The sequence below is a fragment of the Limnobacter litoralis genome (genome assembly GCF_030160455.1).
In the GTDB taxonomy this organism is placed as follows: Bacteria; Pseudomonadota; Gammaproteobacteria; order Burkholderiales; family Burkholderiaceae_B; genus Limnobacter; species Limnobacter litoralis.
Map to the genome: position 1 here is coordinate 154,330 of NZ_BSOJ01000009.1, position 15,052 is coordinate 169,381.

Genomic DNA, 15,052 nt, shown 5'->3' on the forward strand with positions numbered 1-15,052 from the left:
CGCCTTACTCAGTATGACCGAACAAAACGGCAGTCAGCCCATCTCACCATTCCAGTTTTTCGGCGATGACGACTTGGAGCGTCAACACGGTGTTCAGCGCCTGGTGGATCTTTTCTACGATGAGATGGACTCCAATCCTGCGTATGCACGCATTCGTCACTTGCATCCTGCCGACCTGTCGCATTCACGTGAAAAGCTCACTTTGTTTTTGTCCGGTTGGTTGGGTGGGCCCGACATTTACAGTCCGCAATTCGGCCACCCCAGGTTGCGTGCCCGCCATCTGCCTTTTCCGATTGCCAGTGAAGACCGAGATCAGTGGCTTTCTTGCATGTTGCATGCCCTTGAGGCCATGAAATTTGACCAGCGATTGATTGAAACGCTGATGGTGTCTTTCTACAGAACTGCTGACTGGATGAGAAACCAGCCAGACCCAGCCGGTTCCGCAAAATCCATCCACGTGGGTATTCGAGGTGTTCAAGGTGATGAATGACATGGGTATGTGGCCGCTGCTGCTGACTGTTTTGAACCTGATTGTGCTGTTGGTGCTGTTCGTCTGGCTTGGCCGCAAGTTGACTGCACCACAAGACACGCTCTGGAAACTGTCACTGGAGCAAACCTTGGAGGGCCTGTCCAAAACAGTGGCCCAGCAATCCTTCGCGCTGGACGAAACCCAAAAGCAAATTCGTTTGTTGGGCAACGACATCGAGCAACGCCAGGCGGGTCAGGTCCAAAGCATTCAAACCCAATTTGCACAGGCCAGAGCCGAGGGCCAGCAAACCCAGGCGCATTTTCAGCAGCAGGTGTTGGGGCAGTTGACCCAGTTCTCAGACACACTGCATCGCACCAACACCTTGATTCAAGAACAGCTTCGCGAGATTCGCACTTCCGTGGAAAAGAAGCTGACGGAACTACAGGCTGACAACGCAGGCAAGCTTGAAGAGATGCGAAAAACCGTGGATGAAAAGCTGCACGCCACGCTGGAGCAGCGTTTGGGCGAATCATTCAAGCAGGTCAGTGACCGCCTTGAAGCGGTTTACAAGGGGCTTGGTGAAATGCAAACACTGGCCGCCGGCGTGGGCGATTTAAAGCGGGTGTTGACCAATGTCAAAACACGTGGCACTTGGGGCGAAGTGCAGCTTCAGGCCTTGTTGGAACAGATGTTGACCCCCTCGCAGTACGGTCAAAACGTGAAAACCGTACCCGGTAGCAATGCCATTGTTGAATTTGCAGTGCGCCTGCCAGGGCGAACCGACGGAGATGCGCCAGTCTGGTTGCCAATCGATTCAAAATTTCCCAAAGAACAATATGAACGCTTGATGGAGGCGTTTGATCGCGCCGACCCTGAGGCGGTCACAGTGGAGTCCAAGGCGCTGGAGATGGCGGTGCGAAACGAAGCCAAAACCATTTCAGACAAATACCTGGCACCGCCCCACACCACCGACTTCGGAATCATGTTTCTACCGACCGAGGGCCTGTATGCCGAGGTCGTCAAGCGACCTGGCCTGGTCGATGATCTGCAACGATTGCACAGAGTGACCGTTGCGGGCCCCAGTACCTTGACGACCTTGCTCAATGCCTTGCAACTTGGATTCAAGACACTTGCCCTTGAAAAGCGGTCGAGTGAGGTGTGGACGATTTTGAGCGCGGTAAAGACCGAGTTTGGAAAGTTTGGCGATGTCCTCGCAAAAACAAAAGAGACGCTTGAACGCGCGGCCAAAAACATTGAATCCGCAGAGACTCGTTCCCGTGTAATGCAGCGAAAGCTCAAGGGGATGGATGAGTTGCCCGCCGCGCAGGCGCTGGATTTATTGGGGCTGCAGTCAGATGAAGGTTCCGGAGGGGATCTTGACGAGTAGTGCCGACAACAACGTACCCACAGTGTGCCTTGTCAACACTGGCGGCACCATTGCCGGATTGTCTAGCGGCCTGTCTGCAGCGTCAGGTCAGGTCACTTACCGATCTGCCCAACTTGAAGCCACTGATTTGATTCAGGATTTGCCAGATCTGAAAGCCACATTCAACTGGCGATTTGAAAGCCCTTATCAAATTGGGAGTCAAAATCTCGAATGGCGGCACATGCTGATGATGCATCAGTTGTTGATTCGTCTGCTTGAGGACACCTCGGTCGATGCCATTGTGGTGACCCATGGCACAGATTGCCTTGAAGACATGCTGTTTTTTCTGCATTTGTGTCTGCCAGCCAAGCTTCAACAATCGAAACCTCTTCTCTTTGTGGCTGCCATGCTGCCTGCTGATCATCCCCAAGCGGATGGCCCAGTCAACTTGTCGAATGCCTTGAATTTGGCCGACGATTTGATTGGCCAGAAAAAATCATTTTTCGGAGCCGTTTTGCATGGCTTGCGCACACCAGCCGAGCATGTTCGAAAAATGCACACCACCGACATTTCAGCTTTTGACAGTCAATGGGGTGTTTCTGTTAAAGCGCCACTGACCCAAGCCCAGCCCTTCAAGCACAACAGCCCCACAGCCGGCCTTTTTTCGGCCGTTCTGGCTGCGCAATTGCACAGCCTGGGGCTTGAGAAAACAGAGCTGCGCTTGTTGTCGGCCGATGTGTGTGTTGCGTACTGCGCACCGGGTCTTCCCACACCGCTGCTGCGTGCAGGTCAGGGTGACGATGCAGGTCATTTGCCAATGGCTTTTGTGATTGCTGCGCCTGGCCATGGAAGTATTCCAGATGCCTGGTCAGATTTTATCAACGAGGCCTTGCAGCAGGGCAACTTGCTGATCAGGTCAAGTCGAGTGGGCGAAGGCGGGGTGTCAGAAGGGGGCGAGTATCAAATTCCCGCACAATTTGAACGTCATTTTGACGAACGGGTTGTGGCAGGTCGAGAAGGTCTAGTTGACCGGTTTGCCGTTGCAAACAAATGGACAGGCATGTGGAATGCACACTTTATGTCGATTCCACAATGCCTGGTGTTTGCAAGGCTGGCTCTATTTGAAATGACCGTCCTTCAATAGTTTAAAGATCGGCCGAGGCCAAGTGCCTTTTTTCCTTCTCAACGTGAGCTGTCACTGGCAAATTCTGCTCTCGAATGATTTGCCAGCTGTTGTTGACTTTTTTCCAGGTCAACACTTTTCTTGATTTTTCCTTGTAATTGGCGGATTTGTAGTCCTGAAGAAAGCTGATGTCATACACATCCGGATCGTCAAAGCTTGGAATGACCTGAAAATCGCTGACATGAATCTGTATGTCCTTGCTTGTTTTAAGTCGAGAGGTTCGATTGGCGACCCAGCTTGAGTGCGTGCCTTCTTCGGGTTTGAATGCGGACGCATAGAAATCAAGGTACTGTGTGACATCACCGGCCTGCCATGCAGCCACCCAGGCATTTGTTTTTTCGATGAGTTTGCTGGATACAAAAGTAGGGTCAGAAAGAGAGGCTTGCTGACCACCTGTGTCTGCCGCTGCAACCAACACAGGCTGATCAGAAAGGCCGTTGTTCACTGTTTTGAGTGCGTCGTCGAAGCCCAGGTTTGGCAGTTTAAAGTCATCCAGATTGATCAAACTGGCGGGGCAGGGTTCGTCAGCCGATTGATCCGTTTGTTCTTTGTAAAAAAGCACGTTTTTACGGGTGGGCTCATTGATTTGAAGGTAATTTTCAACACCAAACAACTGAATCAGCTGCCCAGTTGTGGCCAAAAGTTTCAGCTTGCTGACACTAAGGTCCGCTTCAATGTTGATCAATGCACGCTGGGCCTGATGGAACTCATCCTCTGCGCTTAACAAGTCCAGCAGGCTGCGACGTCCAATCGAAAATTGTTGTTCATAGGCGGTTCGGGCGTTGGTAATTGATTCAGCCTGTGCCTTGAAATAATTCATTTTGCGCTGAGAGCTGACCACATCATAAAGTGACGTTTGCGCAATTTGACGAATTAGCCTGCAAGTGGCCAGTTTGTCGTCCTGAGAGCGCATTTTGCGGTTGACTGCAGCGGATCTTGCCGCTTTGTCTGCCCCTCCTCTGAACAAGTTCATGCTGGCCAGTACATCCACTGAGGAGATTTGCCGTTCGTCGAAAGTGGACAGGTAATTGCTGTACACATCTGTTTTGGCGCGTACATCGATTCGGGGATAAAAGCCCTCAGAAGCCGCTGTGACCGCATAGTTCGCTGCGCGAATATTGGCATTGGCCGCTTTAATCAGCGGATGGTGATTTAGTGCAAAAACCAGCCGCTCAGGATTGTCCACTTCAAAGTTGGCCTTGACGATGTATTCACCCATGTCGTTGATTGGCCAGACAGCGTCGACTTCACGTTGATAAGTCGCCATGGCTGAAAATGTATTTGCCTTTTCGGTGGCAAGGTTGCTAAGTGCCAGTGTGTATCTGCTTTTGGCCTGTTCAAGATCGGATTGTCGGGCTACACCGCTTTTTACTTTGTCTTCGATTTTGTCTTTGAGGTCTTTGAGGTAATTCAGGTTTTCCTCAGCCAGCTTGGTGAGTGCCTGATAACGCGACACATTGACGTGTGCTGTGGCTGAATCAAAGGCAATCTGGTTGGCCTGATCGAGCACCTGAAAATATTTCTGCATGGCTGCCGAATAGGCACCCAAATAGCGTGCCTGAGATGCAAAGCCGTTGAAGACATTTTCACGCGCTTCGATGCCGTAGGAGTGATTGTTGTAGGTGTTGGTGTCACCGTTGTTGACGTTGCTTCTCTCTCGACCTGTTTGCCCGCGCAAATCGACAGTTGGAAGCATGGCGCCAAAGTTGCCGTTGGCCTCGTCCATGATTGCCTCGAGTCCATGGGTTGAGGCAGCCAGTTTTGGACTTTTTTCCAATCCCAAGATCACTGAATGTTGCAGTGGGTTGGCCTTGGCTGGTTCAGTGGTTGAAGCTTGGGTGCCCCGTGCTTCAGCCGCATTGGGTGTTTCAGGTGCAGCGCTTTCCTGAGCCTGGACATTTGCAACGCCAAAAGTACACAGCGCTGAAATGACTGCGCACCAAATTGTGTTGCGAATAAAAATCGGATTGTTTGTTGTCATGGTGTTTGGATCTGTAGTGGTCACGCGGCGTGCATTTCTTCAACTTGAGGGGTACCGATATCGATATGTCCCATTGAAGCGTGAAAACTCGAGCTGCTCTGGCTGGCAGCTGCATGAGCCTGCGTTGCGCCAGATTGCTCGAAGATCACCCCTGAGTTCGAGGCGTGTGGGAATAAAATTTCACTGGAACCATTGAACGCCTCGGAATCCCATTGTTGGGTGTGCATGGTGGATGAGTCACCCGCGTGTGAGGATTCGTTGGTCGACGAGGGATTCAACTGATTTCGGACTTCATCAGCAATGCTGTCTCCCAGGGGGTTGCTGTTACTCTGAGCGCCGTTGTAATTTGAAGCCGAAACAATATTCACCAGTACCCCCGCGGAATCCGTTTGACCCGTGGAATTCGAGATGGTGTAGATAATGTGGTCTGTGCCTGTGTAGTCGCTGTGCGGCGTGTATTGTAGTTTTCCATCTGAAATGACTACGCTTCCATGGTCTGCAAACGCATTGGTGATTGTAAATGGCCCACCGTGATCATTGTTTAATACATCAATCGTGATGCTCTGATTCTCATGTGTGGCCGCGCAGTCGTCGTTGGCCTGAACGGGGTCATGATGCTGGGAGTCGCTGGGTATATGTGTAGGTTCTGACGTGTGCGTAGGTTCAGGCGTGTGCGTCGGTTCAGGCGTGTGCGTCGGTTCAGGCGTGTGCGTCGGTTCAGGCGTGTGCGTCGGTTCAGGCGTGTGCGTAGGATCAGGCGTATGCGTAGGATCAGGCGTTGGCGTGGGTGTGGGCTCCGAAGGCGTAATTGTGGGGTTATCGCTGGGGTTTACCGGCGTCTTCGGCATGTCCTGGCAAGTCACTGTCTGGTAGTAGTTTTCTACATAAGTGATTTGTTGCTGACCGTTTTCATGAACGCCCGGATCGTAAACAGGCAATTCATTGGAAATGTGGTGCTCAACCACATAGCCTGTGTGTGTCAGCGGAAGGTCGCGAGGCGCGTTGTTGTCTTGCGCTTCAACGTTAATGTATTTGCGAATGACGTTCTTGGCGGCAGGTTCATCATTGAAAGGCACAATTTCGCCGGTGTTGGGGCGCACCAACCAGCCAGTCGGACCATCAAGGGGATGGACATCGTTGGGTTCCGTGATTTGCCCGTGCGTAAACGGGCCAAGCTGAACGACAACTTCTGTTTCAGGTTTACGTTTCAGGCCCTTTCGAGGGCGCCTGGGCACCGCTAGGTTTTCGCCTGGGCCGCACTGAGTGGATGGAGTCGCTGGTGTTTGGCTCATTTTGATCCTTGTCGCTAATGGTCATAGCCTGAGTGATCAAATGTTCAGCCTGGTTCCTTTTTTTGGGTTTGCTATCCCGTTCTGGTGGTTTTATCGGTTGGTCTAACGTTCGGTAAATATTTTTGGTGACGCTCTGAGAATAGGCTTGGTCAGATATGACAACACAGACCGTTCCTGAGTCTCGATGCTGACATTGGCCACCATGCCCGGAATCAGCTTGATCTGAGGATTCGTGCCCACACGTGGAGCCGTTACTTTGACGGCGTAATAGGGTTTGCCATAATCATCTGTAAGGCTGTCAGCCGAAATATTGGACACTTCACCATGGATTGCACCAAAAATTGAGGAATCGTAGGCGCTCACCCTAATGGTTGCTTTCTGGCCTGGCCGAATAAACGCGATGTCTTTGGGGCTTATGCGCGTTTCAAAGACCAGTTGCTCATCAATAGGCACAATTTCAACAACCTCTTTCCCGGCAGGCACCACTGCACCTTTGGTGTTGTACAGGATTCTCTGGATCAGGCCATCGACGGGGGCTTTCAGAGTAGCGTGCTTGACCCTGTCGCTCAATTCGATCTGGTTTTGTGCAAGGCTTTCTAGCTTGCCCTTGGTGTCCGCCAATTCTGACCGAGCCTGATTTTCCAGTTTCAATCGCGTTTCCTTGATTTTTTCACGTGCCTCAGAAATTGCGGACTTCAATCTGGCGCTTTGTGCACTGGCCGCTTGATAATCGCCCTTGGCACTCGCAACGTCTTTCTCAATCCTGAGTACTTCCACTGGCGAAACGGCACCGCTCTTCAGAAGTGGTCGCATGCTTGCCAGTTCCTGTTCTGCAAGGCTTTGCGCGCTTGCAGCAGCTCGGGCTCTACTTTCAGCCTCAGCCAGTTCCTGTTGCTTTTGTGTAAGCAGTTGTTCGTTGATTTCGGTCATTGAATTCCATTCTTGCAACTTGGAATTCAGGAGTTTGGTTTCTTGTGCGTAGAGATCAGGGTACTTGGACTTCATGTCCTCTGGCACTTTCATTTCAGAGTGATTCAGCAGGGCCATCAGTTGCGCTTCACGCATTGTGAGGCTCGCCTCAATGGCTTCTTTTTCATGAACGTTTGAGCTGAAACGCGTTGTGTCGATCTGTATCAGGGTTTGGCTCGCCTTGACCAGTTGTCCTTCATGCACCTCAATGTCAGTAATGACACCGCCATCCACAGCCTGAACAATTTGAAGCTTCTGTGAAGGAATGACCTTTGATTCTCCAATGGCCGATTGAGGCACCTGGGCCAAGGCAGCCCAAACCAGCAAAACCAGAAAGGCCAATAAAGTCAGCTTAACAAGTCGATCGGCTCTTCCTTGTGAGGAGTGCAATTCCCTGATCTGTGAAATGGACAAATGGCTGGAACCAGCGATCAGCACTGGCTCGGGATACAAAAATTGGTGAAGTTTTCGGGACAACACTCGGTGAATCTTCAAGACGCGTTCAAGCATGAACTCGCTCCTGTAATGCCTGAGCTTCTTTTAACACAGTCGCTTTTTCTCCCTGGGCGATTGCAGTGCCATTGTTCATGAGTACCAGCCTGGATGCACAGGCAAGCAAATTGAGTTTGTGTGTGGTGAAAAGCAAAGTGGTGGACGAAGGAAGTGACCTCAGCGCTGAAATCAAATAGTTTTCTGATTGTTGATCGAGGCAAACAGTTGGCTCATCCAGCAGTAGAAGAGACGGGCTTCCAGCCATGGCTCTGGCCAATGAAACCATCTGTCTCTGACCTGAGGACAGGTTGCTCCCCGCATTTTCAATTTGCAGGCTTAGTCCCTGAGCCTGACGCCTGACCCAATCGGCCAGTCCCACTGTCTCCAGCGCAGCCCAGCACTCTTTTTCCGTGATCCAGGGGCGCTTCAAAGTCAGGTTCTCGAATAGGGTCGCCTTCAACAAGAGGGGAGGTTGTTGCGCAAACCCGATTTGACGACCCAATTCAAGTCCATCAAAGAATTTGGCTTCCATGTCATTGAGCATGTACTGGCCGGTCCAGAGTGGATGAAGACCAGCGATCATTTTCAGCAGCGATGTCTTGCCTGATCCTGCTGGCCCAATAATGCCGATCCGATCACCACCTTGCCATCGCATGTCAACGTGATGAAGCAGAAAATCGGCTTCCAGAGGATGGGGTTTTTCAATACCGGGTTTAAGAACGCACGCTTGCCTGATTTCAAACCTTGCAAGATTGCCAGATGCGCTTTGACCTGACGGCCTTGTTGTGGAGGACAAAAAACGATCAAGGTCCTCAAAGCCTGCCTGCGCTGCATGCGTTTGTATGAGTTGACCCTGAAGACGCGAAATCGGAGCAAAGCAACGCATGGTCAACATGGACACAGCGATCAATCCACCCACAGTCAACATCTGGTTGACGATCAAAAAGACACCAAGACATATCGTGCTGACCCAACTAATCTGCTGCAAGAGGTAAATCAGTTGGCCCGATGCGAACACCACTTCTCGCATGTTGTTGCTGCTGATTCTGCTCAGCAATTGACCCTTGTTCAGGACTTCGGCATACGGGTTTTGAATGCCGTGTAGCTGAATGCCTTCCAGGTTTTGGATGACGTCCAGCCATTTGGATTGGTTTTCCCGGAATTCCTGAATGTGTTGCTGACCATGAGTCGCAATTTTGCGGTGTGTGTAAGCCACCAACAGACTGGTGATGGCTGCCACACTGAGTGAAATCAACAAAAACAAAGGGTGAATGATTGCGATGATGGCCATAAAAAGCACCAGAAACGGCAAATCAATCAAAGTGACCAGAAACATGCCCGTGATGATGTCTCGAATGCTCTCGAACGAGCGCAAATGTTGCAGCAGATGCGCCGGGTCTGCCTGCGCCGAAGTGCTTGCAAGCAAGCGCCTGGAGATTAATTCCGTGCATTGAGCATCACTCACTGTGGCCGCGTATTCGGTCAGTCGATGCCTTGCGTGCTTCAGAAGATGATCAAAAACCAGACAGACAATGACACCCGCCAAGAGGGCAAACAACGAGGCATACGCCTCATTCGGGATGACTCGGTCATACACCTGAATGGAAAAAAACGGCGGAGCCAGTGCCAGCAGGTTGATCAATATCGAGGCCCAGATGACCGGCTTCAAAGTTGGAACACTCGCCTTTAAGGCTTGCATCAACCAATCGCAATTGGCCAGTTTTTTCCAGAACTCCACAAGGCCCATGACATTCGGGCTTTTGGGGTGCACCCAGTCGCTTCGCTCACGCAAAATCAATACACGTGGCAATGTAAAGTCGTCCGGCAATTGCAGCGTGGAAAGGCTACCTGCTTGGGTGAAACTACCTTCGGGCAACTCAACCAAGGCGTGTTCAGGCAGGTTGCCACTTTCTCCTCGCCTGACATTCAGATGGATTTCAAAGGGGATGTTGCAGCTGGATAGATAGGATTGAGCGCACTTGAGAGGATCGCCATTTTGCTGGCAGGCAAGCTCCCAATGACTTTTCAGGAAAGCGTAACCATTGTTGTTCAACGCCTGTTCAAAGGCAGAGACAAATTCAGTGGCGGGAATACGCAGGTCTTGAAGCATGAAAGGAGGGCACACATCGACGATTGAACACGTCGTATGGTATGCCCTGCATCAAGGCTTGCAAATCACTCGGTTGGTTCACCCCGAGTGGTTAGACTAGTCCCTCAAACGGCACAAACAGTGCAGAGTCACCCGCTGACAGGCTGCCTTGATCATGGGTCAAAAGCAATAGACCATCGCAATCCGACATGCTGCGCAAGATGCCCGAGCCTTGGGAGCCGGTGAGGTTGGCATAGGCCTGTCCGTCCCTCCATTCGATTCGTGCCCGCTGGTATTCCGTTCGACCTGGCTTCTTTCGCACATCATGGGCCAATTTCACGTTCTGTACAGGCAATTCGCCCTGAATGGAACCTGCCAATTTGTACAGCGCCTCGCGCACAAATGCATAGAAAGTCACCATGACTGCAACCGGATTGCCCGGCAAACCGAACAGCACCGCTTGCCCGCCACGCTGTGTGCGGTTGACCAAACCAAAGGCCATGGGGCGCCCCGGTCGCATGGCAATTTTCCAGAAGTTGACGCTGCCCAGCTTTTCCACCACGTCTTTGGTGAAATCAGCCTCTCCCACAGAGACGCCCCCGGAGGTCAGGATGACATCGGCGTGGTCGGCTGCGCGCTGCATGGCGGCCTCCAGCGCTTCCGGGCTGTCTTGCACCACGCCAAGGTCAATCAGCTCGATGAATCGCAGCCGCATCAGCATGCCGAATAGGGTGTATCGGTTGCTGTCATAAATGCAGCCGGCGTCCAGCACTTGCCCCAAAGAGCGAAGTTCATCGCCTGTGGAAAAAAAAGCCACGCGCAACTTGCTGTACACCGGCACCTCCGCAATGCCGATGGAGGCCAGCAAACCCAGGTCTGCAGGGCGCAGCACCTTGCCTGCGACAAGCGCAGGTTTGCCCCGTGTTAAATCTTCTCCACGCAGTCGGCGGTTGTCGCCTGGTCGCACTGCCTGGCTGTCAAATGAAACACAGGTGCGTTCAGCGTCGGTTGTCGTCAGCTCTTGCATGATCACGGTGTCGCAATTAGCTGGCATGGGCGCCCCTGTCATGATGCGCACGCATTCGCCGCGTGCAACGCTGCCTTCATAGGCCTGACCCGCCAGCACAGTGCCGGCAATTTTAAGCCGTGTTTGGGGAAGTTCCGGTTGCAACGATTGCCCCGAAAAGGCATAACCATCCATGGCGGAGTTGTCATGCGGCGGCACATCAATCGGCGAAAGAATGTCCTCTGCCAGTATCTGATCAAGCGCGTCGCGCAGGGCAACACGACGCATTGTCGTGACCCGGTTTAACAGGGCATTGATGGCTGCTTTGGCCTCATCAACGCGAAGGGTTTTGTTGGAATCTGTCATGGCTTGCTATTGTTGGGTGTGTCAGGACTGCTTTTCCAATTCAGCGAGTTCTTGCAGTGTGTTCACGTTGTGAAATGCAGCCGGATCGTCAAATTCCACCAAGGCATGGCGGTGGTTGGCGTACCATTTGTCGATCTTTCGCTCGCCGCGCTTCAAAAAGTCTTCAATGCTCATCAAAAGATGACTTTTCGCCATCATAAACACCGGTTGTGACTTCCCTTGAGAGGATGCGATTGTCAGTTCAAGTTGTGGGTCATCTTCAAACGGTGCGTAGAGTTTTTCAGCCAGATTCAGGGGGAAAAAGGGCACGTCGCAAGGCACGCTCAGGATGAATGGGGCTGATGATTCGCTCATCGCTGCATGAATACCGGCTAGCGGACCTTGGTAGTCGGTCAGACGATCGCACACCACGGGCAGACCAAAACCCTCATACGCTCCCAGGTTGCGGTTTGCATTGATGCAAATGTAGTCCAGTTGTTGCTGCAGTCTCAAGAGCGCGTGCAAGGCCAGAGGCGCATTTTTGAAGGTTTGCAAACCTTTGTCTACACCACCCATTCGGCGGCCCATGCCGCCGGCCAGAATAACAGCCTCTATTTGTTCTTTGTCGATCATGATCTACTACGCGTAAATTCCAGTTTGTGGTTCTTGTACAAAGCGGCTCTCGCCGGTGTAGAGCAGATAGTGTTTGCCCTGACAGCGGCCCAACATCGTGATGCCCAGCTTGCGCGCAATGTCATATCCCATCTGGGTCAGCCCAGACCTGGAGACCAGAACGGGAATTCCCATCTGCGCACATTTAATGACCATTTCGGAGGTCAGCCTGCCTGTGGTGTAGAATACCTTGTCCTCGGCAGTGATGCCTTTCATCCACATCAAGCCGGCAATGGCGTCCACTGCATTGTGCCTTCCCACGTCCTCGACGAACAGCAGGATTTCCCCTCGGTTTTCTCCGCTGTTGGAACACAGGGCACAGCCGTGAACGGCGCCTGCCGTTTTGTAGACGGACTCGTGCTTTCGAACCTTGTCCATGATGGTGTACAGCACACTTTCATTCAAAGGAAAGGTGGTCGGCAGATGGATGGACTCAAGGTCTTGCATCATGTCGCCAAACACAGTGCCTTGCCCGCAACCCGTCGTGGTGGTCTTTTTGTCCAGCAGGCCGGTGTGTTCTGGCAGCTCCCAATAGCTTTGCCCGGTTTGCTTGAAGCGGCTTGTGGTGATCGCAACCGACTCGGTCTCCCAATCAACCTGTATCGAATCGATTTCTGAAATGTGTTTTATAAACCTTTGATTAATAAGCCATCCCAATGCAAGCGCTTCGGGTTGCGCGCCCAAGGTCATCAGTGTCAGAAGTTCCTTCTTGTCCAGATAAAGTGTTAAGGGGTGTTCACCCGAGATTTGCACCGACACACGTTCGCCACGTTCATTGGTGGCCTGTATTTCGATGGTGCTGGCAATCGCTGCCTGCGTGATCTTCAGCGTCATTGCGCGTTTACCCTCCGATGTACGACATTTCGATTTTGGGCAATTTGGGAATGGTGTTGTTGAAGCGGATTTCGCTGTAATTGTCGCGGCGTGCCGTCCACAGGTTGCGAATCGCATATTCCATTTTGATCAGACGGTCTTCTGAGGACAATTCGGTGTTGCGAATCAGTGGCTTGATGTCGTGTCCTTGATTGGCAAACAGGCAGGTGTACAGCTTGCCTTCGGTTGACAATCGAATCCGTGAGCAATCTTTGCAAAAGGCTTGGGTGACTGAAGAGATCACGCCAATTTCTCCCTGACCGTCGCTGTAGGCCCACCGCTCAGCCACTTCGCCGGTGTAGTTCGCATCAAGAGGACGCAGTGGGCCGACCTCGCGGGCGATGAGATTCAGAACTTCCCGAGATGGCAGCACTTCATCCAGTTTCCAGTCGTTGCTGCTGCCCACGTCCATGTATTCGATAAATCGAAGAATATGCGGTGTTTGTTTGAAATAGCGTGCCATCGGCACAATTTCATGGTCGTTCATGCCCTTTTTGACCACCATATTGACCTTGATTGGCCCCAGCCCAGCCTCATGGGCGGCCTGAATGCCTTCCAGTGCCTGTTCAACACTGAAGTCCACGTCATTCATGGCCTTGAAGGTCGCATTGCTCAGGGCGTCCAGGCTGACTGTGATTCGGTTTAAGCCCGCTTCTTTCAGTGCCTTGGCTTTTTTAGGCAAGAGGGTGCCGTTGGTGGTCAAGGTCAGTTCAACCGGTTTGCCCAGTGGAGTGCGCAATGCCGCCAGCTCCTCCACGAGAATTTCCAGGTTTTTTCGCAGCAGGGGTTCACCACCAGTCAGTCTTATTTTCTCAACACCGAGTTTGACGAATGATTGGGCGACGTCGCGAATCTCCTCGAAGGTCAACAAAGACTGGTGCGGAAGAAAGGTGTAGTTTTTGTCGAAAATCGATTTCGGCATGCAGTACACGCAACGGAAATTGCAGCGATCTGTCACTGATATGCGCAGATCATGCAGTCTTCTGTTGCGTTTGTCTGTGGGCAATGTGTTGTTCTGTGGTGCTGCAAAATCGAGAGGTATGTTACTCGCACTTTCAGGAACCAATTGAATCACTCGTTCTGTCATGTTCCTTTATCCCTGACCCTGTTAGGGGCAAACTCTAATTGTGATACTGGGGTATCTTTCTATGTAATAAGGGCGATTGTGCCTTTACTTAAAAGGCGAGGCAACACAGCGAGGCGTAATTGGATACAAATTTTCTGGCTTTGGCAGAAGTCGAATTGAGAGTCAAGCTGGCTTTGGTCAAACAAAATTCTGTTTGGCAGCCAGTGCGCTGGAATGTCATGGAATTGTTGCCAGCAGAGGCGGTGGTCACGGATCTAGAGAAGGAGTCTGGCGTTTTTCAGAATCTGGTTTTGCGCGTGTATCAAGATGAACTGCAAGGCTACTTTCTCAATCTTGATGCCGAGAATCCGTGCCTTTCTTTTCTGGTTCGTCATCCAGATGAGGACGTGAGCAAATTACCCACCGTTGTGGATGTGACGGCAAGTTATGACGTTGCTGCACGTTGGATGGACTCCAATGAAAACGTGCAAACGCTGCCCATGCCGGGGGTTATGGCGGCCTGGCTTGCAGAGTTGGTTCAAGCCCGTTATCAGCCGGAACCCAAGCGCAGACGTCGCCCCCAATCATTTGTCTCACCCGGCGAGCGGTACAACCATGAGTGATCGATTTTTAAGCCGTTGGTCCCGTTTAAAACGTGAAAACGACAAAAGATCGGAATCGAGCGATGGGATACGTCAAAATGGCACACCGTCAGAAATCCCGGAATCTGCTCCTCAGGCCGATTCTATACCTGCTATTTCCGACCCTCCGAAGCAATCTTTACTCGATCAGGTTGTTGATTCTGAGCCACTTGACGATGCGCTTCCGACGGAAGCCAATCTCAACGACGTGTTCAACAATGGTGGTATTCAAAAGTTCCTGAATCCAAAGGTCGATCCACATCTTAGAAACAAGGCGTTTAAAACCTTGTTTCAGTTGCCCGAATTAGGCGTGATCGACTATTTGGACGTTTATATGGAAGATTTCAACGTCTATGACAAGTTGGATGACGTCGAAATCAACAAAATGGAATCGGCGAAAGCACTGTTGTCCAGGGTTGATTTGCTAAGCGATCCGAGTTTACCCCAGGGCGATCAGCCAGTTGCCGACGAAGTGCCTGAGATTTCGCCTTCAGTGGGCCACACCCAGACATCAAGCCCCACGACCGAAGAGTCGGATTCCACGCAAAAGCCCGACTCAGAGTAGGGTCATTTTGTCCTTGATGGTCACAATGCATCAGACAAAATGT

13 protein-coding genes are annotated in these 15,052 nt (G+C 51.7%); 5 read left to right on the forward strand and 8 right to left on the reverse strand.

Annotated features, from left to right (window positions below; all coding sequences use genetic code 11):
- Window positions 1–13: 13 nt before the first annotated feature.
- From QQJ87_RS04890 to QQJ87_RS04900, 3 genes are read left to right on the forward strand one after another with little or no spacing between them, the layout of a single operon-like run.
- Window positions 14–490, forward strand: a complete 477-nt coding sequence (locus QQJ87_RS04890; protein ID WP_414674827.1) for a group II truncated hemoglobin — start codon at window positions 14–16, stop codon at window positions 488–490.
- Window positions 483–1,856, forward strand: a complete 1,374-nt coding sequence (locus QQJ87_RS04895) for a DNA recombination protein RmuC (RefSeq protein ID WP_284280307.1) — start codon at window positions 483–485, stop codon at window positions 1,854–1,856. The genes QQJ87_RS04890 and QQJ87_RS04895 overlap by 8 nt, the downstream gene beginning before the upstream one ends.
- On the forward strand, window positions 1,846–2,979 hold the full coding sequence (locus QQJ87_RS04900; RefSeq protein ID WP_284280309.1) for an asparaginase domain-containing protein: 1,134 nt from the start codon (window positions 1,846–1,848) through the stop codon (window positions 2,977–2,979). Before QQJ87_RS04895 ends, QQJ87_RS04900 begins: the two co-directional genes overlap by 11 nt.
- A gap of 1 nt (window position 2,980) precedes the next feature.
- Here the strand turns inward: QQJ87_RS04900 and QQJ87_RS04905 are convergent, their stop codons facing one another.
- The 8 genes from QQJ87_RS04905 to moaA form a co-directional block, all read right to left on the reverse strand.
- A complete protein-coding gene (locus QQJ87_RS04905; protein ID WP_284280311.1) occupies window positions 2,981–4,999 on the reverse strand; it encodes a TolC family protein in 2,019 nt (672 codons plus the stop codon).
- Between the two features lie 20 nt (window positions 5,000–5,019).
- Window positions 5,020–6,291 (reverse strand): Ig-like domain-containing protein, encoded by a 1,272-nt coding sequence (locus tag QQJ87_RS04910; protein WP_284280312.1) that lies wholly within the window; start codon window positions 6,289–6,291, stop codon window positions 5,020–5,022.
- 102 nt (window positions 6,292–6,393) lie between these two features.
- Entirely contained in the window at window positions 6,394–7,770 is a 1,377-nt protein-coding gene (locus QQJ87_RS04915; RefSeq protein ID WP_284280313.1) for an HlyD family type I secretion periplasmic adaptor subunit, read from the reverse strand.
- Window positions 7,763–9,862, reverse strand: a complete 2,100-nt coding sequence (locus QQJ87_RS04920; protein WP_284280314.1) for an ATP-binding cassette domain-containing protein — start codon at window positions 9,860–9,862, stop codon at window positions 7,763–7,765. Before QQJ87_RS04920 ends, QQJ87_RS04915 begins: the two co-directional genes overlap by 8 nt.
- Before the next feature lie 91 nt (window positions 9,863–9,953).
- Complete coding sequence (moeA, locus tag QQJ87_RS04925; protein ID WP_284280315.1) at window positions 9,954–11,213, reverse strand: molybdopterin molybdotransferase MoeA; 1,260 nt, start codon at window positions 11,211–11,213, stop codon at window positions 9,954–9,956.
- 21 nt (window positions 11,214–11,234) lie between these two features.
- Window positions 11,235–11,825 (reverse strand): molybdenum cofactor guanylyltransferase MobA, encoded by a 591-nt coding sequence (gene mobA, locus QQJ87_RS04930; RefSeq protein WP_284280316.1) that lies wholly within the window; start codon window positions 11,823–11,825, stop codon window positions 11,235–11,237.
- A 6-nt stretch (window positions 11,826–11,831) separates the two neighbouring features.
- Entirely contained in the window at window positions 11,832–12,698 is an 867-nt protein-coding gene (locus QQJ87_RS04935) for a formate dehydrogenase accessory sulfurtransferase FdhD (RefSeq protein ID WP_284280317.1), read from the reverse strand.
- A 7-nt stretch (window positions 12,699–12,705) separates the two neighbouring features.
- Window positions 12,706–13,824 (reverse strand): GTP 3',8-cyclase MoaA, encoded by a 1,119-nt coding sequence (gene moaA / locus QQJ87_RS04940; protein WP_284280318.1) that lies wholly within the window; start codon window positions 13,822–13,824, stop codon window positions 12,706–12,708.
- Window positions 13,825–13,943: 119 nt separating this feature from the next.
- Between moaA and QQJ87_RS04945 the strand changes: the two genes are divergently transcribed.
- Both QQJ87_RS04945 and QQJ87_RS04950 read left to right on the forward strand, forming a co-directional pair.
- Window positions 13,944–14,426, forward strand: coding sequence for a DUF3305 domain-containing protein (locus tag QQJ87_RS04945; RefSeq protein WP_284280319.1), 483 nt, complete (start codon window positions 13,944–13,946; stop codon window positions 14,424–14,426).
- Window positions 14,419–15,009 (forward strand): DUF3306 domain-containing protein, encoded by a 591-nt coding sequence (locus QQJ87_RS04950; protein WP_284280320.1) that lies wholly within the window; start codon window positions 14,419–14,421, stop codon window positions 15,007–15,009. The genes QQJ87_RS04945 and QQJ87_RS04950 overlap by 8 nt, the downstream gene beginning before the upstream one ends.
- The last annotated feature ends 43 nt before the right edge of the window (window positions 15,010–15,052 follow it).

What these genes read in the sequence shown, in the direction of transcription:
- moaA (WP_284280318.1), bottom strand. Translation starts at nt 13,824, where the DNA reads ATGACAGAACGAGTGATTCAATTGGTTCCTGAAAGTGCGAGTAACATA.
- QQJ87_RS04890 (WP_414674827.1), top strand. Translation starts at nt 14, where the DNA reads ATGACCGAACAAAACGGCAGTCAGCCCATCTCACCATTCCAGTTTTTC.
- QQJ87_RS04950 (WP_284280320.1), top strand. Translation starts at nt 14,419, where the DNA reads ATGAGTGATCGATTTTTAAGCCGTTGGTCCCGTTTAAAACGTGAAAAC.
- QQJ87_RS04905 (WP_284280311.1), bottom strand. Translation starts at nt 4,999, where the DNA reads ATGACAACAAACAATCCGATTTTTATTCGCAACACAATTTGGTGCGCA.
- moeA (WP_284280315.1), bottom strand. Translation starts at nt 11,213, where the DNA reads ATGACAGATTCCAACAAAACCCTTCGCGTTGATGAGGCCAAAGCAGCC.
- QQJ87_RS04935 (WP_284280317.1), bottom strand. Translation starts at nt 12,698, where the DNA reads ATGACGCTGAAGATCACGCAGGCAGCGATTGCCAGCACCATCGAAATA.
- QQJ87_RS04895 (WP_284280307.1), top strand. Translation starts at nt 483, where the DNA reads ATGAATGACATGGGTATGTGGCCGCTGCTGCTGACTGTTTTGAACCTG.
- QQJ87_RS04920 (WP_284280314.1), bottom strand. Translation starts at nt 9,862, where the DNA reads ATGCTTCAAGACCTGCGTATTCCCGCCACTGAATTTGTCTCTGCCTTT.
- QQJ87_RS04910 (WP_284280312.1), bottom strand. Translation starts at nt 6,291, where the DNA reads ATGAGCCAAACACCAGCGACTCCATCCACTCAGTGCGGCCCAGGCGAA.
- QQJ87_RS04915 (WP_284280313.1), bottom strand. Translation starts at nt 7,770, where the DNA reads ATGCTTGAACGCGTCTTGAAGATTCACCGAGTGTTGTCCCGAAAACTT.
- mobA (WP_284280316.1), bottom strand. Translation starts at nt 11,825, where the DNA reads ATGATCGACAAAGAACAAATAGAGGCTGTTATTCTGGCCGGCGGCATG.